Annotated in this window: 21 protein-coding genes and 2 pseudogenes; 10 read left to right on the top strand and 13 right to left on the bottom strand. The window is 59.6% G+C overall.

The features are described from left to right. Nucleotides 1-31: 31 nt before the first annotated feature. Nucleotides 32-742: a hypothetical protein gene (locus tag OZ911_RS21915; RefSeq protein WP_023049138.1), complete on the bottom strand. Its 711-nt coding sequence runs from the start codon at nucleotides 740-742 to the stop codon at nucleotides 32-34. A gap of 815 nt (nucleotides 743-1,557) precedes the next feature. Between OZ911_RS21915 and OZ911_RS21910 the strand changes: the two genes are divergently transcribed. The 3 genes from OZ911_RS21910 (at nucleotide 1,558) to OZ911_RS21900 (ending at nucleotide 3,566) form a co-directional block, all read left to right on the top strand. Next, nucleotides 1,558-2,415 (top strand): hypothetical protein, encoded by an 858-nt coding sequence (locus tag OZ911_RS21910; RefSeq protein WP_023049140.1) that lies wholly within the window; start codon nucleotides 1,558-1,560, stop codon nucleotides 2,413-2,415. Nucleotides 2,416-2,493: 78 nt separating this feature from the next. Continuing rightward, nucleotides 2,494-3,162: a hypothetical protein gene (locus OZ911_RS21905; RefSeq protein WP_268968470.1), complete on the top strand. Its 669-nt coding sequence runs from the start codon at nucleotides 2,494-2,496 to the stop codon at nucleotides 3,160-3,162. A 152-nt stretch (nucleotides 3,163-3,314) separates the two neighbouring features. Then, nucleotides 3,315-3,566 carry a hypothetical protein gene (locus OZ911_RS21900; RefSeq protein ID WP_023049142.1) on the top strand — a complete coding sequence of 84 codons (252 nt, stop codon included), beginning with the start codon at nucleotides 3,315-3,317 and terminating at the stop codon, nucleotides 3,564-3,566. 1,072 nt (nucleotides 3,567-4,638) lie between these two features. Here the strand turns inward: OZ911_RS21900 and OZ911_RS21895 are convergent. From OZ911_RS21895 to OZ911_RS21880, 4 genes and pseudogenes are all read right to left on the bottom strand, one after another. Continuing rightward, nucleotides 4,639-4,984: pseudogene (locus OZ911_RS21895) on the bottom strand (addiction module antidote protein). Further along, nucleotides 4,981-5,107 (bottom strand): annotated as a pseudogene (locus OZ911_RS21890) (type II toxin-antitoxin system RelE/ParE family toxin); the annotation flags it as partial. The pseudogenes OZ911_RS21890 and OZ911_RS21895, both read right to left, overlap by 4 nt. 31 nt (nucleotides 5,108-5,138) lie before the next feature. Continuing rightward, nucleotides 5,139-5,411 (bottom strand): DUF3077 domain-containing protein, encoded by a 273-nt coding sequence (locus OZ911_RS21885; protein ID WP_023049145.1) that lies wholly within the window; start codon nucleotides 5,409-5,411, stop codon nucleotides 5,139-5,141. Nucleotides 5,412-5,546: 135 nt separating this feature from the next. Further along, nucleotides 5,547-5,810 (bottom strand): hypothetical protein, encoded by a 264-nt coding sequence (locus OZ911_RS21880; protein WP_023049146.1) that lies wholly within the window; start codon nucleotides 5,808-5,810, stop codon nucleotides 5,547-5,549. Nucleotides 5,811-6,224: 414 nt separating this feature from the next. Between OZ911_RS21880 and OZ911_RS21875 the strand changes: the two genes are divergently transcribed. Next, nucleotides 6,225-7,388, top strand: coding sequence for an ATP-binding protein (locus OZ911_RS21875; protein WP_023049147.1), 1,164 nt, complete (start codon nucleotides 6,225-6,227; stop codon nucleotides 7,386-7,388). Between the two features lie 25 nt (nucleotides 7,389-7,413). Here OZ911_RS21875 and OZ911_RS21870 read toward each other — a convergent pair whose 3' ends face one another. Continuing rightward, entirely contained in the window at nucleotides 7,414-8,031 is a 618-nt protein-coding gene (locus OZ911_RS21870; RefSeq protein WP_016488631.1) for a LysE family transporter, read from the bottom strand. Nucleotides 8,032-8,531: 500 nt separating this feature from the next. On the opposite strand from OZ911_RS21870, the gene OZ911_RS21865 reads away from it, so the two are divergent. The 4 genes from OZ911_RS21865 to OZ911_RS21850 all read left to right on the top strand — a co-directional run bounded on the left by OZ911_RS21865 (nucleotide 8,532) and on the right by OZ911_RS21850 (nucleotide 12,902). Continuing rightward, the gene (locus OZ911_RS21865) at nucleotides 8,532-9,392 is read left to right on the top strand and encodes an SH3 domain-containing protein (protein ID WP_070086720.1); all 861 of its coding nucleotides are present in this window, start codon (nucleotides 8,532-8,534) and stop codon (nucleotides 9,390-9,392) included. A gap of 8 nt (nucleotides 9,393-9,400) precedes the next feature. Next, nucleotides 9,401-11,287, top strand: a complete 1,887-nt coding sequence (locus OZ911_RS21860) for a hypothetical protein (RefSeq protein ID WP_070086721.1) — start codon at nucleotides 9,401-9,403, stop codon at nucleotides 11,285-11,287. 10 nt (nucleotides 11,288-11,297) lie between these two features. Beyond that, nucleotides 11,298-12,506 (top strand): hypothetical protein, encoded by a 1,209-nt coding sequence (locus tag OZ911_RS21855; RefSeq protein ID WP_023047029.1) that lies wholly within the window; start codon nucleotides 11,298-11,300, stop codon nucleotides 12,504-12,506. 204 nt (nucleotides 12,507-12,710) lie between these two features. Next, entirely contained in the window at nucleotides 12,711-12,902 is a 192-nt protein-coding gene (locus tag OZ911_RS21850) for a YhfL family protein (RefSeq protein ID WP_003254720.1), read from the top strand. A gap of 89 nt (nucleotides 12,903-12,991) precedes the next feature. Here the strand turns inward: OZ911_RS21850 and OZ911_RS21845 are convergent, their stop codons facing one another. The 3 genes from OZ911_RS21845 to OZ911_RS21835 form a co-directional block, all read right to left on the bottom strand. Further along, a complete protein-coding gene (locus OZ911_RS21845; protein ID WP_023047028.1) occupies nucleotides 12,992-15,433 on the bottom strand; it encodes a TonB-dependent siderophore receptor in 2,442 nt (813 codons plus the stop codon). Between the two features lie 258 nt (nucleotides 15,434-15,691). Then, the gene (locus OZ911_RS21840; protein ID WP_023047027.1) at nucleotides 15,692-16,657 is read right to left on the bottom strand and encodes a FecR domain-containing protein; all 966 of its coding nucleotides are present in this window, start codon (nucleotides 16,655-16,657) and stop codon (nucleotides 15,692-15,694) included. Nucleotides 16,658-16,661: 4 nt separating this feature from the next. Continuing rightward, nucleotides 16,662-17,192: a sigma-70 family RNA polymerase sigma factor gene (locus OZ911_RS21835; protein WP_016488625.1), complete on the bottom strand. Its 531-nt coding sequence runs from the start codon at nucleotides 17,190-17,192 to the stop codon at nucleotides 16,662-16,664. Nucleotides 17,193-17,524: 332 nt separating this feature from the next. Here OZ911_RS21835 and mqo point away from each other — a divergent pair, with 332 nt between their 5' ends. Then, entirely contained in the window at nucleotides 17,525-19,162 is a 1,638-nt protein-coding gene (gene mqo / locus OZ911_RS21830; RefSeq protein ID WP_016488624.1) for a malate dehydrogenase (quinone), read from the top strand. A gap of 86 nt (nucleotides 19,163-19,248) precedes the next feature. On the opposite strand, the gene OZ911_RS21825 is transcribed toward mqo, so the two are convergent. Beyond that, complete coding sequence (locus tag OZ911_RS21825) at nucleotides 19,249-19,584, bottom strand: ArsR/SmtB family transcription factor (protein ID WP_016488623.1); 336 nt, start codon at nucleotides 19,582-19,584, stop codon at nucleotides 19,249-19,251. Nucleotides 19,585-19,633: 49 nt separating this feature from the next. On the opposite strand from OZ911_RS21825, the gene xenA reads away from it, so the two are divergent. Continuing rightward, nucleotides 19,634-20,725 (top strand): xenobiotic reductase XenA, encoded by a 1,092-nt coding sequence (xenA, locus tag OZ911_RS21820; protein WP_070086723.1) that lies wholly within the window; start codon nucleotides 19,634-19,636, stop codon nucleotides 20,723-20,725. Nucleotides 20,726-20,843: 118 nt separating this feature from the next. Here the strand turns inward: xenA and OZ911_RS21815 are convergent, their stop codons facing one another. The 3 genes from OZ911_RS21815 to OZ911_RS21805 all read right to left on the bottom strand — a co-directional run bounded on the left by OZ911_RS21815 (nucleotide 20,844) and on the right by OZ911_RS21805 (nucleotide 24,816). After that, a complete protein-coding gene (locus OZ911_RS21815) occupies nucleotides 20,844-22,091 on the bottom strand; it encodes an NAD(P)/FAD-dependent oxidoreductase (protein WP_070086724.1) in 1,248 nt (415 codons plus the stop codon). Between the two features lie 2 nt (nucleotides 22,092-22,093). Continuing rightward, nucleotides 22,094-23,671 carry an aldehyde dehydrogenase (NADP(+)) gene (locus OZ911_RS21810; protein ID WP_023047026.1) on the bottom strand — a complete coding sequence of 526 codons (1,578 nt, stop codon included), beginning with the start codon at nucleotides 23,669-23,671 and terminating at the stop codon, nucleotides 22,094-22,096. 197 nt (nucleotides 23,672-23,868) lie between these two features. Further along, the gene (locus OZ911_RS21805) at nucleotides 23,869-24,816 is read right to left on the bottom strand and encodes a dihydrodipicolinate synthase family protein (protein ID WP_095116739.1); all 948 of its coding nucleotides are present in this window, start codon (nucleotides 24,814-24,816) and stop codon (nucleotides 23,869-23,871) included. Between the last annotated feature and the right edge of the window lie 38 nt (nucleotides 24,817-24,854).

Below are 24,854 nucleotides of genomic sequence, written 5' to 3'. Positions count from 1 at the left end.
GATTTCCAATCGATTGATAACCAGTGCGGCTTCAAGTCCCTCCGGTTAGTTCGCCTACCAATGCCGCGTGGCAATTGGAAAACAGCCCTGCAACCTGCTTCAGCGTGCCGATGATCTCTTTGGATCGTGTGTCGTCGTGTGAGAAGGTTTCAACCACGTTGTCATTTTGGTCAAGCATCAGCAGTGTTTTGGTTGGCTTTTGGTGCTGCTCCATTCTTGCAAGCAGAGCATCATAACGGTCCTCCCGGATGACGGATTTCTCTTTGTCTTTTACCTTGTCCTTCGTAACTGGATAGCGGAAGAACGTACTTGATGAATCTGTTGCCTCGATCTCGCTGATCCATTGCCCTAGCTCGATGGGGAAGCTCCAGTCTGTGTTTGTATGGTTGGACAGGTATTCGGCGTGGTCTTCAAAAAGCGAGCAGAAGTGCCGATAGAGCGGTAGCAGGCCGTGGACGTTATACATAGGCTTCCACTTTCCCCCGTCGAGGATTTGAGGTTCGCCGCTTGCTGGAATTGTCCCATATGGGATGTTGAGTTTCCGGTGAAAAATGATGATCGCTGACTTCAGGTAAAGCTCTATAGCGTGCCGGTATAAAAAGCTTACAGGCAGATGAGCATTGAAGGTTGGTGTGTTCTCTCTTGAGTCTTCAAGAGCATCAGCAGCATCCTTGAACGAGTCTGCGACTGCACCAAACCCTGAGTCAAAATGCCTATCTAGCGGTAGCATCATGTAAAGCATGACTGGCCTCATCTATAGTCTTTTTGGTGTCCACGGAGACCGCCTACAGTCGGACATTTAACACCAATTGTTACTGGCAAGGTATGCAAAACACGATAAGCGAAGCTAGTGCGCCCTGAGGCTGATCGAGCTGCGGCGTTTGAGCACCCTTCGGGTTGTGGTCATGCCGGACAGGACGCTACGAGACGATCTAGAATACATTTGTCAGAGCTTCAAGCAGGACAAATGATCAATGGGGATGGTGTATGAGCGAAAGGTCTATCACACAGTTCTTTTCTGCCTTGAAGGCTCCACTCCGCATGATGAGGCAGTCTTGGGGAGCCGTGCGGGAAGATGGAGCTGTGTTCCTGCGAGTCTGGCAAGATCGGTGCGAGACGCATGACGGCGTTCGGTATGTACAGTTAACGCATCTGGAGAAGTACGGCGGGGATAGCAGCAACTTAGGGTACAACGAACGACGCACCCACGTTGAAATGATTCGTGACGGTGCCTCCTGCTACTTGGTGATGTGTTTGGCGAAGGACACAGAAGCCAGCCCGCGTGACATCAAGTCGTTCAACAAAGACACAATCTTTGTGGGTGGATCGTTGAAGCAATTTGACGGGGAGTGGTGGGTCGAGCTTGCAGGTAAGGTTGCTTCTCATGAGCTCATGTCAGATTCGCTATGACAGCGACAGAAGGCAATGTGATTTTTCCATTCCGCGTCGCGGGCGGTGAGAACACAACAACTATTCCTGCACCGTTTAGAGAAAAGGCAAGAGCCAATGTTATAGCTGCACTGGGCTTGGAACTCAATTTAACAAAGGATTGATGAAATGATAGTGCAGGATGAATTTCAGCAGCTTTTAGAGAAAATCACTAATGCTGACGTGTATAAAAGAGTGACCGCTGACATTTTCCATGAGCAGGGGAAGAAACTGATTCAGCACCATGAGCAGCTTCCAGATTGGGTGGATAAAGAAGATCACGGTCCTTACTACTTCGTAAGGTACACATCGCCCTCGACCTCTGAAGAAGTCACAATTAAAACCAAGACATATAAACTGCAAGACCAGATTGAGCTGAACACGCTGCATAAACTCAAAACCTATCAGTGGCTACTGGCAGAAGCCTATGAAGCGTTTGAGGACTTTATAGAGATAGTATACGCGGACTGCGGCGTTAGAGGCAGCAGTCTTTGGGTGCGTCCTGATGGGTGGAAATACGACCGATCAAAAGACTTAAGCCACTACTACAACCCACGCCGTAAGAACAAAGGCACTCCGTATCTACAACTAAAAGCACTCCGGGAGCGTTCTGCACATTTCCGGGAATACGAGGCGAGAAAAGGCAATAACTATAGGGTTGCATTTGTATTGATAGAAAAGCTACGCCATTTGATTGTACATAATGGCGGCTACTGCAAGGACTTTGATGCTCTAATTAAGTCTATGCAAGCTGAGTTGAGTAATGTAAGTATGAGGGATGTACGCTCTTACGTTGAGTCATACTTTGTCTCTCACCGAGGCGCCAAGCTAGTGGACCTTCTTGAGTTTCCAGTAGACGAAGGGCCGGGGGCAGTTATTGGGGCTTACCACGACACTATGTCGTCTCTATTTAGTACGTTGATTGAATATGCTTTACTGATCAAGGAATGCATTGAACTTGACAATGCCGAATTAAAATCAAGCTGATTAATAAAGTCTTCACAAAAAGCTATGGGGAATCCACCCCCGAGGCAGATGTATCCTGTCATGCCAGCGGAGAAACTCATGGGTGCCGTTAGTAATTTTCTCACCACGATCAAGAATAGCGAACAAGCATTAGAGCTTTTCAAAGATGGCGGCGAAGTTGCAATTGATTCTGTGTTGGAAGATAGTGGAGTTGACGGCGTATTGAAAGATATTCCCATCCTCAATATCGCCGTTAGCTTGTACAAAATGGGAAACAAAGTTTCGGCATACTTTTTCGCAAAGAACATGCTTGCCTTTCTCTGTGAGATTGACAAGGTGCCTAACCAAAAGCGAATTGAGTTCTTAAATGAGAACTGTGCTGATGATGCCGGAATAGAGAATGTAGGTGAAGTGGCGTTGATGATTCTGGACAAGCTGGATCATCCTAAACTTGCTGCAATGCTTGGGCGTGCCTTTGCGCTCCTGACTCTGGGTACGATAAGTAAGTACACTTTTGATATCTATGCCCACGTAATAAAGGCTATGAACCCATATCTACAGCAACAGCTAAAGCAATGCTATCAATTAAAAGGGATGATAGGCGTTGATGCACCAGCAGCTCAACTATTGGCAAACTATGGGTTACTCAAATTTAGGTGCAGACTAAATCGAAGTGGAGATACTTCAGATATGCCGTTCTCTATAGATGCCACTTCTTTCGGAGAAGTGTTTTATAGCAAAATCCTCATGGGCAGTAATACCTACTGATTTCAAGCCCCGCGCCGCGAGAAGTGGGCGCTTGGAACCTGTCTGTGCTTCCTGGCTGGGAAAAGTAATACAGGTAGGATGGTTCATGTGGTTGATAGTGAGGTCGAGACCGAATACACTGCCCCTATCAGGAATGATCACTAGGTCGTGTTATGAAAACCTACAGCTTCAAGCTACACCAGTTTCAGAAGGACGATCTGTCGCAAGACGAACTGGACATGAAATTCAAAGCATGTGTTGAAGATGCTAGAAATGCGTTTGGAACAGCTGACGTGAGTCTTGTCGGTGACATTCTGAGTATCTCGGTGAACGATCAAGACGAGCTGTCCGATATAGATTGCAAAGAGAAATTTAAAAAGATACTCCAGCAAGAGAGTATATTGTTGGGGGCTTGTATTCTCTAGGATGGTTTTTACTACAATTCTAAATCCCGCTGCCGTAAATATCAGCCTCCTAACGGGGGCTTTTGCCTAGCATTCGTGAATATAAGTATGTCCTCTCCAAAACCAGTTTCAAGTGAGAGGTATTCAACATTGTACGACCAGCCTAAGCAGAAGCTGTTGGAATTTAAAAATAATCTGATGTCCCGTCTGTAGGATGTGATTGCTCCGTCAGCCTAATCCGGCTGGAGGTCACGGAGTACAAGGGCTATAAGCGAATCCCGTCACTGCCATCAACCTCTACGTATCGATTTGCGGTCATGTAGAGAAAACAATCAATTGAAGAGTAAGAATTAACAAGGAGATTACTTGCTAAGGCCTGCACGAAATGGGGCTCAAGGGCGGTAAAACCATCATTTGCGAACACAAGAATACCCGTGGAACTGTTGATCTTGAAGTGCCTCTTCGTCTCCTTTATCTGACTGTTAGCCTTTTTGAGAATTCGCTGAGTCGGAGGTCGAAATAGGCGTATGACTTCAGTTGAGAACCACTGCGGATAGGAGCCGGTACCCCCAAAAAGCAAGGGGCGCCAGTCTGGATCCTCATTTGTCAACCGCTCCATCAGTAATGGGTACCTGTTCATGAAAGCTGGTGATTTCTCGAACTCAGTTTTTATTTATTTGGGCTCTGCCACCGAACGGACGGTTGGAAAGAGAAAGTCCGCATTTTCAAAAGGTCTGGGGTGAGGTAGCAGGTCCTCTACGACATTGCCGTCTACGGATCGCACAAAATCTTGCTAGGCTGCCTCAACATCTACTGGATTGTGAGGCCTGATATCCAAAAAACCGGGAATAATAGTCATAATGAGCTAATTTCCTGTGTCAGATGATGTTTGTTCAGCATAGATTTCTGATTGATTTCTTCCATGTCGAATAGCTGGAAAAGTTATGTGGCTGGTTTCTTCGGTGATACATGCCTATTGAGGCGGTACTTCATCTGAGAGATGAAGCTCTTGGATGTGAAGGTGCTCAGGGCATTTTTCGTTGAAGCCCGGGCAGGTTTTTTTCCACCGGTGTACCTATCTGGCGGTATTCTATTATGCGGCTGGGAGCCTCTTGAGCGGCCTATCAGTTACCTCAAATCCTAGGGGTATCATGAGCTTCTGAATAGTAGTGAAACGAGTTTTATCGCCGCCCTTTAGGCTTTATTAAGAGATTCCCAATTGACGCCTGCGTCTTGCACAAATTGATTCACGCCTTGGGTTTTGCCACTTCACCCAGAGCATGCATCAAGGTTTGAGCGTCGTTAGCCTTCATCGCCTCTGCCAGGAAAGCCGCGATGGTTTTGGGGCTACCAAGAAACCGGGAAGCCTCGAAGCGCTTGGTATTGCTCAAGTCCAGCTCAAGAATGGGCATGTCTTCGGGGGTGAATTTGTCGCTCATCTGCGTTTGCCTCGTACAACATCAAGAATTTCCTTGGCGCGCTTGATAGCTCTGTGCTGATCCTTTTTATCGCTACCGCATCAGGTAGTGGGGCGAGCCCGTTCGTACGAAGTATGTCCGATACTCGGCGCACAAACGGGCTTTGGGTTGTGCCTTATTTTTTCATCATCCCCAATTCAGCATCATCCAGCAGCGCCTTGGCCATCGCGCTCAGGTAGTGCGAGGCCCAGATCAGTTTCTGGTCGCCGTCCATCAGGCCGGTGATGATCAGGTCGCGCACGTAGCCCATCAGTTCGGATGCCTGTTCGCGGGCGTCCTGGCAGGGGATGCCGGGTTCGATGCGGAACAGCGGGTGGGTGTTGTTTTCGCCTTGGTAGAAGCAGGTCTTGCCGACGGTGGTGGCTTCTTGTGTGTTGTCGGTGGGCATTGATTTGTTTCCCTGGGTTCTGGGTTGCCTGGGCTGGTCTCTTCGCGGGTGAACCCGCTCCCACAGGTGCTGTGCAGTGCCTGAGGGCGGAGATAACCTGTGGGAGCGGCTTTAGCCGCGAAGAGGCCTGGCCTGCTAGTGCAAGATGTACGGCTCACTGGGTAAGTGCGGCCGCATCTGCAATTGCATCAATGCCGACTCCACCAGGCTCTGTACCTCCTCCATTTCATGGATCACGGCCTGCATCACAATCGAGCTGTGGGCGGTAGGCTTGAGTTGTATGGACTGGCGGGCCACGGACAGGGCGCAGAGTATGTACTCTGAGGACTGGACCAGTGTGTCTTGCAGAGCCTGGGTGGAATCGAGGGAGTAGGGTGGATCGGGGACCATCTTGCGCATGTAAGCTCCTTGGGTAGTGGAGCCGCCTGGCAACGCTGTCAAACGAATGGAGGCAGCTATACATGGGTTGACAGACCGGTACCCAAGGACCCGGCGCACACGAATGTGCCCCATGCACAGCTGCCATTAAGCGCTGCAACGGAAACTTGAGTCGTCGGCCTGTCAAAGCCGGTCGCTGATTTCACAACGACAAGCCGAGACTAGAGCGCGACCGAATCCGTCGCAACAGTTTGAGCGGGTTGCCAGTATGTTTGGGAAACGCCCTACAAGGAAGGGAATAATTCTGAGTTCAAGCTGTAGGACGGGGGCTGATTTGCAGCGCCGAAGGGCAAACGCTACCGAAATCTACTAATAGATAGCGAAAATCGCTAGACTTCGCTATCTATTGCTATAACCGTTCTCTGGAGGCAGCCCATGGACCCGTACCGCAACCCTTTCGCACCCGGCGCCGGCAGCAGACCGCCTGAGCTGGCAGGCCGCGATGTGGTGCTTGAGCACGCGCGCGTTTCGTGTGGGCGGGCTATCAACGGGCGCAGCGCGCGCTCCATGATGCTGCTTGGCTTGAGAGGGACTGGCAAAACGGTGCTCTTGAATGAAGTCGGGAAAATTGCAGAGCAAGCGGGCTTGCTGGTCTCCAAGGTCGAGTCGCCGGAAGAGGAAAGCCTTGCGCGCCTTCTTTACCCGGAAATGCGCAAGGTCATGCGCTCTCTGTCCACCGTGGAAGCCGCCAAGCAAATTGCAAATCAGGGCCTGAAGGGCCTGCGTGGGTTTGCCTCCATCTTCAAGATCGATATCGCCGGTGTGGAAGTGGGTGTAGAGCCAGAGCCCGGCCTTGCGGACAGTGGCAATCTTCAATACGACCTGCCAGACCTGTTCAACGTTATCGGGCGTGCGGCCCAGGCCGCAGGCAAAGGCTGGATTCTGTTGATCGACGAAGTCCAGTACCTGAGTGAGGCCGATCTCAGGGCCCTGATTGTCTCCATGCACAAAATGTCTCAGGAAGGCCTGCCGGTGCTGCTTGTGGGGGCCGGGCTGCCTCAGGTCGCGCGGTTGGCAGGTGAGGCGAAATCCTATGCAGAGCGGCTGTTCCTGTATCCGGAAATCAATGCACTTGATGCCGATGCTGCTGCCCAGGCCGTGCTCAAGCCGATCCTGGACGAGGAGGCAACCATTGCAGAGGCCGCCTTGCAAGAGATTGTCGTGCGTACCAAGGGCTATCCGTTCTTTTTACAAGAGTGGGCGTCCACGGCGTGGAACTGTGCCGAGGGGCCAGAGATATCGCTGGGTGATGTCGTTCAATCCTACTCGGAAACCCTGGCTTTGCTGGATGCAGGTTTCTTCAGGGTGCGTATCGACCAGTTGACACCCAGCGAAGTGCTTTTCGTCAGAGCCATGTCGGAGCTTGGCGATGGGCCTTATGCGGTAGGTGATATCGCCAAGGCCATGGGCCGAACCCAATCGTCACTTGGCCCCATAAGAGCCAAGGTCATCGCCAAAGGCATGGCCTACAGCACCGATCATGGTGTGCTGGATTTCACCGTACCGCTTTTTGCAGAGTTCATGCGTCGCCAGGGTTGAGCCACAAACTGTGCCGCGGCCTTGCTCAGCGCATCGCCGCCAACTTGATACCAAACCCTACCAGACAAGCCCCCGCCAGCCGTTCGAACAGGTTGCTGATGCGCGGGTTTGCACGCATGCGTTCAGCCAACTGGTGCGTCAGCACCACGGCAATCAGCCCATACGCGAAGGTCACCACCGCCACCGTCGCAGCCATGAAACCGAACGTCACCAGCCCTTGGTGCTTCACCGGGTCGACGAACAGCGGGAAAAACGCCATGTAGAACATGATCGCCTTGGGGTTGAGCAGGGTGATCATCATGGTCTGGCGCAAGTACTGGCCGTTGTCCATGCGGCAGCTGTGTGCGGAGCCACCGGGTTTGCTCAGTAGCATGCGCAGGCCCAGGTACGCCAGGTACGCAGCACCGGCCCATTGCACCATATGGAAGGCCGTGGGGTAGGTGGCCAGCAAGGTGGCGACGCCGGCTACCGCCAGCCACAGCAGCACCTGGTCACCCACGATCACTCCAAGTGTCGCGGCCAGGCCAGCCTTGATACCGCCCTTGCCAGTGGCGGTGATCAGGGCGAAATTGCCCGGGCCGGGGATGGCCAGAAGGATGATGAAGGCGATGACGAATGCGCCGTAGTCGGTGACGCCGAGCATGGTGAGTTCCTGTTGGGCAATACGAAGGCAGTGCCCTGAACTATCGTCGGCAAAGGCTCGCTTTACAACCCAGTCGAGCGCTTTGCTGGCCTCTTCGCGGGTGAACCCGCTCCCACAGGGACTGTGCAGTGCCTGAGGGCGGCGAGGCCGGAGTGCAAACGCTGCCGGCTTGTACTCGTAGATCACACCGGCTTCTCGCAACATTTTGTCTTGAACTGTCAATGGCACCTTGCGCTACAATGCGCCCCCTACAAGCCCCTCACGCCCAGGCCAAACGCCGTAATGATTACGTGCGCTGGGCGGTGACCTCTTCCTGACATGGATTCGTTGGATGCTTCGCGCCGTACTGGTATGCCTCTGCGCCCTTCGCTCGACGGTTGAATTGCCGTTCGTGGCCAGTGCTGCTCTCTCACCCCAAAAACTGCACAACTCTGAATGCTGCCGCCAACTGTTGGCTGCGGTACGCGGCTGTGCGCCCCACCGAAAATGGAGTGCTCCACTTGCGTAAGAAATTCGTCGCGTCCCTTCTGGCGGTCGCCATCGCCTCTACCACGGCCTGTGCACAGCTCGGGATCAGCAAAGAGCAAGCGGGCACCGTGATCGGCGGCCTGGCCGGTGTGGCCATCGGCTCGACCATGGGCAGCGGCAACGGCAAGATCGCCGCAGCCCTGATTGCCGGCGGCATCGGTGCCTACGTGGGTAACCGCATCGGCCACATGCTGGACGAGAAGGACCAGCAGGCCCTGGCGCTGCGCACCCAGGAAGTACTGAGCCAGCAGCAGACCACTGCCAGTACCCAGCCAGTGACCTGGAAGTCTGACCACTCGGGCGCCACCGCCCAGATCGTGCCGGGCAAGGAATACACCCAGACCAAAAAGGTTGAGGTCAAGCGTGCGCCGAAGATTCAGGCGGTGCCGTCGATGAAGCTGATCAACGAGCCATACGTGACCATCAGCGACAACCTTAACGTGCGCGCCGCTCCGAACCAGACGGGTGAAAAAGTCGGCAGCCTGAAGAACCATACCGAGTTCACCGCCGTCGGCGCCACTGGCGACTGGATCCTGGTCGGGCGCAAGGGCGTGACCGTGGGTTACGTGCACAAGAACTACGTCGAGCCCAAGGCGCAGGCCTTGGCCAAGCGCGTGACGCCAGCGGTGAACCTGGACGAGCTGGACGTTGCCGCCAACAAGGAAACCCAAGGCTTCGACCTGGATTCGGTGCAGTCGCTGCCGACCGAAACGGTCGCCGCCGAAGCTGCCTGCCGCCCGGTCACTGTCAGCCTGAAGTCGCAAAGCGGCAAGACCGAGCAAGAGCAGAACACCTTCTGCAAACAAGCCAACGGCACCTGGGAACTGATCTGAGGAACTCCATGAAAAAGCACGCGCTCGCGCTGGCTGTGGTCGGCGCTTGTGGTCTGGTACCGCAGGCGTTCGCCCACGAGCTGGCCTTCTCGAAGAAAGAAAACATCAAGGTCGAAGTGCCAGGGGATGCCACCACGTGGTGCAAACCCGAGGTTGAACTGACCATCACCCGCCCGGCGTGGGACAACCAGGAACTGCTGTCGGGGTTGCTGACCAAGCTGCCGTTCGTGTTTGCCAAGGACTGCTCGACTGCCAAGGTAAGCTGGAAGGCGGTTGATGCCAAGGGTAACCTCTACGCCAGCGGCTCGGGCAATGCCGGCAACCTGGGCCTGGTGACCTTGGCTGCCGCGCCTGCTGCACCTGCCGCCGCCGCCCCGGCGCCCGCCCAGGCAGCACCTGTTGCAACTGCCCCGGCACCTGCTGCTTCGGCACAAGCCCCGGCCGCCGCGGCCGCTGCGCCAGCCCCAACCGCTGAGCCGGCCCCCGCGGTCGTTGAAGCAGCGCCGGCGAAAGCAGAAGTTGCCCCAGCCCCTGACGTTGCCGCAGCACCTGCGCCAGCACCGGCTGCCGAAGCCCCGGCAGCAGCCCCCGTCGTTCCGCCCGTGCCTGCACCTGCCGCTGCAGTAGCCGCTGCCCCCACGTCGGACTTCGGTCGCGCCGTGGTGCTGGAGAACCGCAACCTGATGCAGGTAACGGACGGCGCGGGCTGCAAATGGGTGCTCAGCCGCGAGATCATCGGCAATGGTGACACCCTGTCGTTCGGCACCACCCCGGCCATGCCCTGCCCGGCGTCCGGCTTTGGTGAAGGCAGCTTCGAAAAAATCACCTGGAAGGCCGTGGGTACCTACCGTGGCGATAACTGGAACCGCGTTTACGCCCACCCGAGCGGCTTGATCTTCAACAAGAACCTCGAGCCTGCGGTAAAGGACAAAGCCGTTTCCTACCTCACGGCGCAAGCCGACCAGGCCGCATTCCTGGTTGGCGAAATCCCCAGCCGGCAGATGAAGGTGTACCTGACGTTCACCCGTTCCAGCTACGGCGTGCTGCGCCCGTTTAGCAGCGACCCTTACTACGTGGCGGTCACCCCTGACGAGTCGTTCGCCCTGGACGCGGCCAAGTACAAGGAAGCCGCGCTGGAAATCTTCGACCTGATCAAGGCCACCTCGCCGACCACCACCGATGTGGCCAACCTGTTCATCGTCAAGGACCTGTCGGCGATTTCGAACAACATCTGGGGTAACGATGCCCAGAAGATCACCCGCAACCGCATCGGCATCAACCGCCAAGGCCTGTTCTTCGATGTGCGCGATGGTGCGAACTGGGCGGTTCAGCGTGAGCAGCAGCGTGTGCGTGAAGAGCGTCAGCGCCAGCAGGAACTGGCCCGCGTGCACACCCGGGTGCTGGAGCGTTACCAGCAGTTGCAAGACGGCATGAGCGACTTCAAGGGGCGCGAAACCGAGGCCCTCGCGCAGATGGCCGGCATCAAGGTGCGCTTCGCTTCGCCGCTGGCGCAGCAAGACCCTGCGACGTCGGCCCGGGTGGCGCCGATGATGGTGCACGTGACCGGCAAGAAGGGCGACTTCTACACCATCGACTTCCCGAGCACCGGCCGTCTGGTCGCCGACGAGGAATACAGCGAAGGCTGGTACGTGACCCAGGTGGCGAACGCCACGCCGTACTACCCGCTGGACGATGGCCGCGCCGTGCCAACCTACCGCGCCTACAGCGTGGGTGAGCCTGAGGCCTGCAAGCAGGACCACTGTGCCGACCGTGTGTCGTTCGGCGCCGTGCTGGCCAAGGAATTCCCCAACGCCGGTATCGATTTCAGCTGGACCCCCGAGGTCTCCCAAAAGTACGTGAACGACTGGAACAACGCTTCCGCGATGGTCCAGTGAGGCAAACACCATGATCAAACAGATGAACAAGAAGCAGCTGCTGATTGGCGGTGTTGCCGCGGCGGTGCTGGTGCTCGGCGGTGGCTATGCAATGGTTGCCAGCTCGGGCAAGAAGGCTGCGCTGGCCTATTACGAGGACTTCAAGGAGCGCTACTTCCTTGAGGATGTGCTGTCCGAAGGCGATATTTCCTACTCGGCGTTCTCTGGCAACCTGACTGTTGCCGACCCCGAGATCCGCAAGGCAGCCGCGCAGACCAATGGCGCGCAGCAGTTCATGCGCGGGCTGACCAGCCTGGTGGAGTCCGCTCGCGGTGGTTCGCCGGAAGAAGGCCTGGCGGGTTGGGCCAAGTACCAGCTCAACGTCAGCCGTAATGTTGCCGGCATTTACCTGAAGGCTGACGCGCTGAAGCTGTCCCACGACGGTGATAGCAAAGACGGTAGCATTCACATCCAGCTGGTGGGCATGCAGATGGGCAACCCCTTCGTTGCCAGCAAGGGCGCTGAGGTGGTGCTGGTGGCTGATGTCAGCGACGAGATCCAGCCCCGCGCAGAGCTGGCCGCCAATGGCCGCGCCACTGAGTCGAATTTCGACTGGGGTGCCAACATGGCGGTGCGCCAGCCCTTGACTGGCGCGTTCCTGGTCAGCAGCACGGGCGATTTTGGCACCACGGTTGACCTGGACTTCACCATCAAGCGTTCCAGTGACGGTGAAGGCTCGATGGAGTTTGTCGTGACCCACCGTAACGACGGCTCCAAGGTGGGTGAGATCGTGCGCAAGGCCGACTTCGAGTCGCTGCCGGAGCTGGACGATGTCGAAACCCAGCTCAAGAGCGCGCTTAGCGCCATGCTGATTGGTGCATACAGCCCGTACACCGGTCAGGCGGTATTGGCCGAAGCGGTGAGCGGTTTTGCCCGCAAAGCCAAGGTTGAGAACTACTCGGTGAGCTACAGCGGCTTCAAACCGCTGAAAGAGGCTTACAATGCCTTCCAGCAGCATGTACCGAAGGCGAAGTTCGCTGCCTTCTGTGAAGAGGTTGGCCTGTCGTCGTGGAGCAGCGATTTCGGCGCCAAGGGCAAGAACCACAGCGACTCGGAATGTGCCATCGGGCAGAAACTGGTCGAGGAAGGCAAGTTCGAAGAGCAGTACACTTTCAAGCAAGGCAAGAGCCTGTTTGCAGCGTTGTTCGTAAGCAAGGCGTATCAGCTGGAAACCAATTGACTGGGTGATCGCTGATTGAGGAAGCCCTCGGGAACCATGAGTTGCCGGGGGCTTTTTATTGTAACTAACTATTGGGCAGCCACCTGTCAGTTGCACGCTTGCAACGAAGTTGTGCCACGCACGGCTTGGATCCAAAGCTGGGAGTCTGTATGATCCCGCAGCCATCAGACGATGGTCGAAGATGATTCATTTAAAGGACTTAGTATGAAAAAGCTGTTCAAGGCCACCGTAGCCGTTGCCGTTGTTTCGGGTGTTGCCCTGCTGTCGGGTTGCACTGGCCAAGTTTACAACCAACCGAAAAACTGCACTTACGACTACCTGTTCCACCCTTCGGTTTCCATCTCCAAGATCATCGGTGGCTGCGGCCCGATCGATAAACTGCCTCAGCAGCAGTAATCTTGGCGGTACCCTGATCGCGACGCTTGCGGCGTGATCCAAAGCCCCCGGTCATGTAAATGTCCCGGGGGCTTTTGTTTGAGGGCGGTTTACCAGCGCAGCGACACAGTTCCCAGCAGTGTGCGCTCTTCACCCCAATAGCAGCGCCCGGCGTTGTTGCAGCCTGCCACGTACTCTTTGTCGAACAGGTTGCGGGCATTGACCTCCACCGACCAGTTTTCGTCGATCTCATACCCGACCTTGGCATCCACCAGCGTGACATCGCCGGTATCCAGCTTGCCGTACAGGCTCGCCGGGGTGTACGCGAATGTGCTGTCGAAATGGCGCACGCCGCCCCCGATCTGCAGGCCCTTGAACAGCCCGTCCCGGAAGCGGTAAGTGCTCCATACCGAAGCCTGGTTGCGTGGCACGCCGGTCATTTGGTGGTCTTCATACAGCGACCCGGCCACGTCCTTGGTAATACGCGAATCGGTGTAGGTGTAGGCGGCGGTGAGGTTGAGGTTTTCGCTCAGGTCGCTGTTCAATTCCAGCTCCACGCCCTTGGCCCGGCTGGCACCGATCTGGCGGTAGTCACCCACGGCGGAATCGAACAGTACATCGTCCTTCTTGCGCAGGTCGTACACCGACGCGGTGAAGGCGGTGTTCCAGCCTTTGGGTTCGTACTTGATGCCCACTTCGTACTGCTCGCTGGTGGTGGGGTCCAGCGGGCCGTTCCTGCTTTCGGTCTGCTGGGTCGGGGCAAAGGCCGTGGAGTAGCTGAAGTACGGCGACAGGCCGTTTTCGAACTGGTACATCACCCCGGTCTGCCAGGTGAACTTGCTGTCCCAGCTGTCCATGTCGGCTTGCGCGTTAAGGGTACCGGCCTTGTTGCGGAACTGGCTGTTGACCCGGTCCAGGCGCCCGCCCAGCAGCAGTACCCAGTTGTCGACCTTGGTTTGCAGCTGGCTGTAGAGGCCGTACATGGTCTGTTCGAGCAAGGCGTTCTGCACATGCAGGGGCGTACTCGGCTTGCCGTTCCACACCGGGTCGAACACATTGATGGTGCCGCCGTTGCCTGCGTCCCAATCCTGGTTGAACGAGGTGCGGTCCAGGCTCGCACCGATCAGGAAGGTGTGGTCGAACGCGCCGCGGGTAAAGTGGCCTTCGAACTGGTTGTCCAGCGAGTAGGCGATGGACTTGTTGTAGCGGTCGTAGGCCGTGTTGCCCAGGGTGGTGCCGAAGCCGCCATTGTTCAGGTTACCTGGCCACATTTCCTGGCGGTCGATGCGCGACTGCATGTAGCGCGAGTTCTGGCGGAACTGCCAGGTGTCGTTGAAACGGTGGCTGAACGCGTACCCCAGGCTCCAGGTTTCCCGTTCGAAGTTGTCCCAGTCCGGGTTGCCGGACAACTGGTCTTTGTCGATCTTGCCGTTGGGGTTGTGCAGCAGTGTGCCTGCGGCCGGGTAACCGAGCTCCATCAAGGTGCGGTCGCGCTGGTAGGTCGCCAGCACGGTCAGGCTGTTGAAGTCGTCGAAGTTCAACGTCAGCGACGGCGCGATGTACATGCGGTCGTCGGGTTGATGGTCGACCTGGGTGTCAGACTTGCGGCCCATCATCACCAGGCGGCCGAGCACATTCCCCTCATCGGTCAGCGGGCCGGAAACGTCGACGCCCAACTGGCGCCGGTTGTGCGAGCCGTAGCTCAGTTGCACTTCGCCGCGCGCGTCGGCAGTAGGCCGCTTGCTGACCAGGTTGACCACGCCACCTGGGGCGTTTTCGCCATACAGGATCGAAGTGGGGCCGCGGAACACTTCCACCCGCTCCAGGCCGTAGGGTTCGCTGCTGGTGTCGTAGCGGTTGCCCTGCACCCGCAGGCCATCGCGCAACAGGCCGTAGCCATAGTCGGTGGCATTGAAGCCGCGGATGAAGAACAGGTCACCCGCCTGGCCATCACCGCCGGCAAACGGCGGCGAGAAAATGCCTGGTACATAGCCCAGCACCTCGGTGAGGGTTTGCGATTGCTGGTCATCCATGCGCTGGCGGGTTACCACCGAAACCGAGCGCGGGGTGTCGGCCAGGGCGCTGCTGGTTTTGCTGGCAGTGGCACTGGCTACGGCGCGGTAACCGCTGTCGCCCTGGCCGTCGCTGGCGACCAGGGTATGGGCGTTGATCGACGTGGCATCCAGTTGCAGGGCGGTGCCATCGGCAAGCGGTTGCAGCACATAGCCCGCGCTGCCTTGGGGCACGGCTTGCAGGCCGCTACCCTGCAGCAGCCGGGCCAGGCCTTGGGCGACGCTGTAGCGGCCCTGCAGCCCCTGGCTGGTCTTGCCGGCGGCCAGTTCGTTGCTGCCGGCCAGGTAGATGCCGGCCTGGCTGCTGAACTGGTTGAGGGCGCTGGTGAGCGAGCCGGGGGCGATGTTGAAGCGGGTTTCGGCGCTGGCCGCCTGTTCGGCGTGGGCCAGGGGTGCCGGCAACATCAGTGGCGCGGCAGCAAAAAGCGAAAGTGGCGCGGCAAGCGCCAGGCGGAACGCGGGGTGGAAGGGCGTCGGCATGCTGGTCTCTGGAATCGGTAGGGTGAGTTGGAAGCGCTATGCCGGGTTAACCGAACGAGATTGGAAAAAGGGAACCGGGTTGGAAGATTTTTTGACCGGCTCCAACGAATTTGCCAGCACCGGCACAGCGGGATCCAAATACCGTGTCGCCTGCTTCGCGGGCTTGCCCGCTCCCACAGGTACTACGCAGGCTGCGGGTTCACACCGCATCTGTGGGAGCGGGCATGCCCGCGAAGAACCCAGCGCGATGTACCGGTATCAAACCGGCTCGACTGTGACCCACCAAGGCGTCAGCCGCTGCACCCGCACCGGTAATGCCGCTTGCAACAAGGCCAGTGCGCGATCGGTATCGTTGAGCGGGAAGGCACCCATCACCGACAGCTTGGCGACATCCGGGTGCCAACCCAGGTGCCCGTGGCGATAGCGTCCCAGCGTTTGCAGCAAATGCCCCAATGGCATGTCTTCGGCATTGAGACGGTGATAAATCCACGACTCGCCGGCGCTTTGGGCCGGGCGGGTGGTGCTGATTGCCTGAGCGCTAAAGTCCACCTGCTGGCCCGCTGGCACGATGCAGCGCTCGCCGCTTTGCGCCGTGCATACCTCAACAGCGCCGGCGTATACATCCAGCCGGGTATTTTCGCCCAGCTGGCACACTGCAAAGCGTGTTCCCAGGGCCTGCATGCGGCCTTGCGCAGTGTCGACGAAGAAAGGGCGGCGCGGGTCGTGGGCGGTTTCCACCAGCAGCTCGCCAAAGCGCAGCCGCAGTACCCGGCTGAATGTGGAGAACTGCGTGTCCACGGCACTCTGCGCCCCTAGCCACAACTGGCTGCCATCGGCCAGACGGGTTTCGCGCACTTCACCAATGCCGGTGGCCATGTCGGCACCCCAGCCCGACAACGGCGCGCCGTGCCACGCCCGCCAGCCAAGCAGGGAGCCTGCGCCAAGCACCAGCAGCGACTTGAGCCCGGTGCGCCGGGTGAAGCGACGCGCATCGTGCTCACGCAGTGCCCGGCCCGCAGCTGCACCTTCGGCCTGCAACGGGGCAAAACGCTGGCCGACCCGTTGCACATAGTGCCAGGCCGCCTGATGGTCGCCGTGCTGGTCAAACCAGTGTTGCCATTGCGTGCGCAACTGCGGTGCGGCGTTTTCGTCCTGCAACTGCACGTACCAGTGTGCGGCTTGCTGCAGGCTGGCGTGGCTGAGTTTGTGCACGGGCGAGGTCATGGCGTCACTCCACCAGCAAGCCGTCGAGTTCGGCTTCAAGAATCGCGCAATGCACAAACGCCTGGGCCAGGTACTTCTTGATCATGCGTTCGCTTACCCCGACGTGCGCGGCAATATCGCGGTAGGCCAGGCCATCGATCTGCGCCAGCAGGAATGCCTGGCGCACTTTGCCCGGCAAACGCTGCAACATTGCGTCCACCTCGTGCAGGGTCTCGACAATGATCGCGCGCTGTTCGGGGGAGGGCTGCAGGGCCTCGGGCTGCAAGGCCAACTGCTGCAACCAGGCTTGTTCCAGCTTCTGCCGGCGCCAGTGGTCCACGCACAGGCCGCGGGCGATGGTGGCCAGGTACGAGCGTTCACCACGTTCGCCGTCGAACTGCCGTGGGCGCTTGAGGATGCGCACGAAGGTGTCTTGCACCAGGTCGGCCGCATCGCAGCGGCTGCCCAGCCGGCGATACAGAAAGCCGAGCAACCAGCGTGAGTGGCTGTGGTACAGGCTATGGAGCGAGGTGTTCAACTCTGGGATCGAAACCACGGCGGCATCCGGCGCAAGCGCATACTGGTGCGAATGAGAAATGATCTCAATATTAGGGGCGCCAGAAAAATACTGCAATCACTGCAAAGCTTGCGGGCATCCCCTGGGACAACCCGTCACCTTGACGCGAGGACCGGCAATTTGTTTGCGCTGGCATTTCGGATACAATCAGAAAAACGATTCAGCCCTATCGGTCAATTCGACAAAAGGCCGAGTCGTTTTCTGGTTCTCTGGCTGCCGAACAATGATCAACAACAAGCCTGCGCTGAAGAACACGGAACACTTGGGCCAGCCACAGGCCCTCCCTCCGTTCTCCTGACTGGAATAGATCAATGTTCAAGAAAGCTGGCAAGACCTTGCTGGGTCTGGCTGTCGCTGCGAGCTTCATGCAAGCGCACGCCGCAGAAACCAAAAAAGTAGACGTGCTGCTGGTCGGCGGCGGCATTATGAGCTCCACCCTGGCCGTGTGGCTGCACGAGCTGGAGCCAAGCTGGTCGATGGAAATGGTCGAGCGCCTGGACGGCGTGGCTGAAGAAAGCTCCAACGGCTGGAACAACGCCGGTACCGGCCACTCCGCGTTGGCCGAGCTGAACTACACCCCGGAAGACAAAGACGGCAACGTCAACATCTCCAAGGCCATCGAAATCAACGAAGCCTTCCAGATTTCCCGTCAGTTCTGGGCCTGGCAGGTCCGTCAGGGCGTGCTGAAGAACCCGCACTCGTTCATCAACACCACACCGCACATGAGCTTTGTGTGGGGCGATGACAACATCAAGTTCCTGAAAAAGCGCTACGACGCGCTGCAGGCCAGCCCGCTGTTCCGCCCGATGCAGTACTCCGAGGACCACGCGCAGATCGCCAAGTGGGTCCCGCTGATGATGGAAGGCCGCGACCCGAACCAGAAGCTGGCCGTGACCTGGACGCCAATCGGCACCGACGTCAACTTTGGCGAGATCACCCGCCAGATGGTTGGCCACCTGAAGACCCAGGACAACTTTGACCTGAAGCTCTCCAGCGAAGTGCAAGACATCACCCGCAACAAGGACGGCTCCTGGCACGTCGAGTACAAGAACCTGAAGGACGGTACCGAATCGGCTACCGATGCCAAGTTCCTGTTCATCGGTGCCGGCGGTGGCGCACTGAAGCTGCTGCAGAAGTCGGGTATTCCTGAAGCCAAGGAATACGCAGGCTTCCCGGTGGGCGGCTCGTTCCTGGTGACCGAGAACCCGACCGTGGCCATGCAGCACATGGCCAAGGCTTACGGCATTGCCTCGACCGGCGCGCCACCCATGTCGGTACCGCACCTGGACACCCGCGTGCTGGACGGCAAGCGCGTGATCCTGTTTGGCCCATTCGCCACGTTCTCGACCAAGTTCCTGAAGAATGGCTCGTACCTGGACCTGCTGAGCAGCACCACCACCCACAACGTGTGGCCGATGACCAAGGTCGGGATCGACCAGTACCCGCTGGTGGAATACCTCGCTGGCCAGCTGATGCTGTCTGACGATGACCGTTTCGAAGCCCTGCGCACCTACTTCCCGAATGCCAAGAAGGAAGACTGGCGCCTGTGGCAGGCCGGCCAGCGTGTGCAGATCATCAAGCGTGATGCCGACAAGGGCGGCGTGCTGAAGCTGGGTACCGAAGTGGTCGCGTCCGAAGACCGTACCATTGCCGGCCTGCTGGGCGCCTCGCCCGGTGCTTCGACTGCTGCGCCGATCATGCTCACCGTGCTGGAAACCGTGTTCAAGGAGAAGGTCGCTACCCCAGAGTGGCAGGCCAAGATCAAACAGATCGTGCCGAGCTACGGCACCAAGCTGAACGACTCGGCAGCGGCCACCCAGAAAGAGTGGAACTACACCGCTGAAGTGTTGCAGCTGGAGAAACCACCGGTGATCGACGCCAGCGTTGACTTCGGTGGCGCGGCAAGCCAGCCGGTTGAAAGCAAGCCTGAGAACGACATGGCGCTGTAATCGGCCATTGTTGTGAAAGAAGCCACGGGGGTGACCTCGTGGTTTTTTTTTGGCGCTTCACTAACCGCCAGGGCGTGCGGCAAACATCATCGCTGGCGCAGGATGCATTCCAGCAGCCCGGGAAACCGCTCGCCCAGCATTTCGCTGCGTAGCGAATTCATGTGGGTGGTCCCCACATTGCGGGTATGTACCAACCCCGCATCACGTAGCACGCGGAAATGGTGGGACATGCTCGACTTGGGCCGCCCCCCGTCCAGCTCGCCACAGCTGGCTTCGGCGACGCCGGCCAGATGGCGGACGATTTCCAGGCGCACGGGGTCGCTGAGCGCATAGAGCAGGCGTTCAAGAATCAGGTCTTCAGCGTTGGGATGTTTATAGGCTCGCATGGCCGACATGATAACGGGGGTTTCACTAATTGCCATAGTTCGATTATGATCGAACAACAGTATTCAGATGAACCCGGAGTTTCCCATGTCCGCACTGTTCGAACCCTATACCCTCAAAGACGTTACCCTGCGTAACCGCATCGCCATTCCGCCGATGTGCCAATACATGGCCGAAGACGGCATGATCAACGACTGGCACCACGTGCATCTGGCCGGCCTGGCCCGTGGGGGGGCCGGTCTGCTGGTGGTCGAGGCCACTGCGGTGGCACCAGAAGGGCGCATCACCCCCGGGTGTGCCGGTATCTGGAGCGATGCTCACGCCCAGGCGTTCGTACCCGTGGTGCAGGCCATCAAGGCTGCTGGTGCCGTGCCGGGCATCCAGATCGCCCACGCCGGGCGCAAGGCCAGCGCCAACCGCCCATGGGAAGGTGACGACCACATCGCTGCCGACGACGCCCGCGGCTGGGAGACCATTGCGCCGTCCGCCATCGCCTTTGGCGCGAACCTGCCGAAAGTGCCACGCGAAATGACGCTGGGCGACATCGCCCGGGTCAAGCAAGATTTCGTCGATGCCGCCCGCCGAGCGCGTGATGCCGGCTTCGAGTGGATCGAGCTGCATTTTGCCCACGGTTACCTGGGCCAGAGCTTCTTCTCCGAGCACTCCAACAAGCGTACCGACGCCTACGGTGGCAGCTTCGAGAACCGCAGCCGCTTCCTGCTGGAAACCCTGGCTGCGGTGCGTGAAGTGTGGCCAGAGAACCTGCCTTTGACCGCGCGTTTTGGTGTGCTGGAATACGATGGCCGTGACGAGCAGACCCTGGAAGAGTCGATCGAACTGGCGCGCCGCTTCAAGGCCGGTGGCCTTGACCTGCTGAGCGTGAGTGTCGGTTTCACCATTCCCGAGACCAACATCCCGTGGGGTCCGGCGTTCATGGGGCCGATTGCCGAGCGTGTGCGCCGTGAGGCGAAGCTGCCGGTGACTTCGGCGTGGGGCTTTGGCACGCCGCAACTGGCGGAAGGGGCACTGCAGGCCAACCAGCTGGACCTGGTGTCAGTGGGGCGCGCACACCTGGCCGACCCGCACTGGGCGTACTTTGCGGCCAAGGAACTGGGGGTGGAGAAAGCTTCCTGGACCTTGCCGGCGCCGTATGCGCACTGGCTTGAGCGTTATCGCTGAGGCTTGGAGGGGCTGCCATGCAGCCCATTCGCGGCACAAGGCCGCTCCTACAGGATAACGCGTGCTCTTTGTAGGAGCGGCCTTGTGCCGCGAATGGGCCGCCCGGCGGCCCCCGAATCTAGAACCGATCCAACCGGTAGGCTCCCACCGCTGGCCCCGCGGCCCGCTCAGCCAACCGCCCCACCCATTCCGCCGTCACCGCCGCCTGGGTCAACCCCAGGTGCTGATGCCCAAACGCCAACAGCACCCGCCCATCGCACACCCTGTCGATCACCGGCAACGAGTCCGGCAACGAAGGCCTGAAACCCATCCACGGCGTTGCCCCGTCGATGCTCAAGTCGTGCCGGAACAACCCCTTGCTCAACCGGTGCAACTGCCACGCCCGCTGCATGCTCGGCGGTGCTTCCAGCCCGGCAAACTCCACCGTGCCAGCCAGGCGCAAGCCTTCGGCCATGGGCGTCATGATGAACTTGCGCTCCAGCGAGGTGACTGCAAACGGCAGGCGCTGGTGCTCACCCGGCAACATCAGGTGGTAGCCACGTTCTGTGTCCAGCGGCACCCGCTTGCCTGTCAGCGCAGCGGTCAGTTTCGCAGAATGGGCACCACAGCTGACAAGCACCTGGCGGGCATTGAGCGTGCCCTGGTCGCTGGCCAGGCTCACGCCGGCACTGTGCAACTGCCCGCCATCGACCTGCGCCTGGACAAAGCGCACGCCGCTGGCCTTGGCCGCCTCGAACAGTTCGCACACTACCCGGTAAGGGTCGATGAAGTGCCCGGTGCGCGGAAAGAACAGCCCGCCCAGCAGTGACGGGCTCAGTTGCGGCGCTGCTTCGCGCACGGTTTCAGCCGACCAGAAGTCCACCGGAACCGCCTGCTGTTGCATGCGGGTGCGCAACGCCTCCAGTGCCTGGCGTGACTCAGGCTTCTCGAACACCAGCAGTGAGCCATCCTCTTGAAACAGTTCGCTGCGCCCGATCGAGCCCAGCAGCCGCTGCCAGGCACCCAGGCTGCCTTCGTTCAGCGTGCGTATGCCGGCCACACTGCGCTGGAACGGCGCCGGGCGCAGGTTGAGCAGCAGGCGGGTGAACCAGGGCAAGGCCTTGGGCAGGTACTTCCAGTCCAGGCGCAGCGGGCCCATCGGGTCTAGCAACATGCGCGGCAGGCGCTTGAGGATCGACAGGTCGGCAATCGGGAACACCTGCTCGGTGGCCAGGTGCCCGGCGTTGCCCCAGGACGCGCCCTGGCCGGGTGCCTGACGGTCTACCAGCAGTACCCGGCGGCCCTGGCGGGCCAGTTGCAGGGCACAGGCGACGCCGACAATGCCGGCGCCAACCACGGCGATATCGGCTTCAGGGGTTTGGACCATGCTCAGCCTTCCCGTTTGCCGTCAAGCAGGCGCCGCAGCTGCAGCGGGTTGCCGTGCTTCAGCGCCTGCGGCAGCAGCGCATCGGGGAAGTCCTGGTAGCACACCGGGCGCAGGAAACGCAGGATCGCCGCCGTGCCCACCGAGGTGGTGCGGGCATCGGAGGTGGCCGGGAACGGCCCGCCGTGAACCATGGCATCGCACACCTCGACACCGGTCGGCCAGCCGTTGACCAGAATGCGCCCGGCCTTGCGTTCAAGGGTTGGCAGCAGCGCGCGGGCGCTGTCGATGTCGGCATCGTCCAGTTGCAAGGTCGCGGTCAACTGGCCCTCCAGATGCTCGGCCACTCGGCGTACTTGTTCATCGCTCGCGCAGGCCACCACCAGCGACGCTGCGCCGAACACTTCGGCCTGCAAGGTCGGGTCGGCCAGGAAGGCTTCGGCCTCGGTCACGAACAATTGCGCCTGGCATTGGTTGGGGCCTTGTCCGGCCTGGCCACTGGCCGCCACCCGGGCATTGGCGTTTTCCGCCAGGTCACCGACACCGGCCTGGTAAGCACTGAAGATGCCAGGGGTGAGCATGGTCTGCGCGGCAGCCTGGCGAACGTGCTTGCAGGCGGCGTCGATAAACCGCTGTAACGCCGGGCCTTGGCGGGCGATCACCAGGCCGGGGTTGGTGCAGAACTGGCCGGCACCTTGGGTCAGCGAGGCGACGAAGCCTTGTGCCAGCGCATCGCCGCGGGCCTGCAGGGCCGCCTCGAACAGGAACACCGGGTTGATCGAGCTCATTTCGGCGTACACCGGGATCGGTTCCGGGCGTGCCTGCGCCGCCTGGCACAGCGCGATACCCCCGCTGCGTGAGCCGGTAAAACCAACGGCCTTGATGCGCGGATCGCTGACCAGCGCAATGCCGACTTCACGGCCGGAGCCGTACAGCAGCGAGAATACCCCGGCCGGCAAGCCGCACAGCTTCACCGCTTGCGCCACCGCCTGGCCGACCAGTTCGCTGGTGCCCGGGTGGGCGCTGTGGGCCTTGACCACCACTGGGCAGCCAGCAGCCAATGCCGACGCGGTGTCGCCACCGGCCACCGAGAAGGCCAGCGGGAAATTGCTGGCGCCGAATACGGCTACCGGCCCCAGGGCAACCTGGCGCTGGCGCAGGTCGGCGCGCGGCAAGGGCTGGCGGTCTGGCTGGGCGTTGTCCACCCGCACATCCAGCCATTCACCGGCCCGCACTACCCGGGCGAAGGTACGCAGCTGGGTGCAGGTGCGGCCACGCTCACCCTGAATGCGAGCCTTGGGCAGGCCGCTTTCGGCCACGGCGCGGTCGATCAGGGTATCGCCCAGCGCTTCGACCTGCGTGGCGATGGTTTCGAGGAACTGGGCCCGTTGTTCGAGCGTGGTTTCGCGGTAGGCATCGAACGCCGCCCAGGCCAGGGCGCAGGCTTGCGCCACCTGTTCGCCAGTGCCGCCGAGGTAGGCGGGTTCCAGCGCCTGGCCGGTGGCCGGGTCGATGGCGCGGATGGCTTCGCGGCTGCCGGTTACCGGCGTCTGGCCAATCAGCAGGTTGCCTGTGAGGGTCATGTAGCCTCCTTGTGAATCGAATTCGGGTATCAAGGGCGTTGTTGGAGCAACTGTCTTGCTCAATAGCTGGAAGCTTGCGCGATCATTGGGGGGGCGGGCTTGTGCCGCGAACACCGGCAAAGCCGGTGCCAGGCACCGCGTCGCCTGCTTCGCGGGCCAAGCCCGCTCCCACAGAGAACGCGGCGGGGCCTTGGTAATCAGGCGATGTTCTGCTCGGCCGACCAGTTGGCGTACCAGCTGCGGAACAGCGCGTATTGCTGCTCGGCATAGTTGCGCTGGGCGTCGGTCAGCACGTCGGTTTCGTTGAAATGCAGGCTGTACTCGCTGTCGCCGTTCAGCACCATCAGGTGCTTGTAATACAGCACCAGGTCGCAGCCCTCATCGAACGACGACAGCACCGCCAGCGCCGCTTCCAGTTCGCGCGCCAGGCGACGGGCCTTGGCATCGCCTTTGGCCGCCTGCTTGCTCAGGCTCACCAGGTGCAGCACCTCACGGGGCAGGGCATTGCCGATGCCGGTGATGGCGCCGGTGGCGTTGCAGTTGACGAAGCCATGCACCACCTGGGTGTCCACGCCCACCATCAGGGTCACGTCGTCATCCTTGGAGGTGATGTGCTCGGCGGCATAACGCAGGTCGGCACCACCGCCGAACTCCTTGAAACCGATCAGGTTGGGGAATTCGCGACGCAACTCGAAGAACAGATCGGCGCGGGTGGCGAAGCCGTAATAGGGGCTGTTGTAGATCACCGCTGGCAGCTTGGGCGCGGCGGCGAGGATGGCCGAGAAGTGGTGCTTCTGGGCGATCAGCGAGGCACCGCGGCTGAGCACGCGAGGGATGACCATCAGGCCGGCGGCGCCGACCTTGGCGGCGTGGGCGGCATGGGATACCGCTTCACGGGTGTTCACCGCGCCAGTGCCGACAATGGTCGGGATGCCGGCGGCCACCAGGCGCGCCACGCCTTCCTGGCGCTCGGCCTCGGTCAGCAGTGGCCAGTCGCCCATCGAACCGCAGTACACCACGGCGCTCATGCCGGCCTCGATCAGCTGGTGGCCCTTGCGCACCAGCGCGTCAAAGTCCGGCTTGCGCGCGGCGGTGCATGGGGTCATCAGGGCGGGCATGGTGCCGGTGAAGATGTTGTCAGTCATTGTTGTTACTCCTGGCGAAATGGGGTTTTCGGAAAAGC

It is taken from the genome of Pseudomonas fortuita, from assembly GCF_026898135.2.
Taxonomy (GTDB): Bacteria; Pseudomonadota; Gammaproteobacteria; order Pseudomonadales; family Pseudomonadaceae; genus Aquipseudomonas; species Aquipseudomonas fortuita.
The sequence above is the reverse complement of the archived record's forward strand: the minus strand, read 5'-3'. Positions and strand labels throughout refer to the sequence as shown.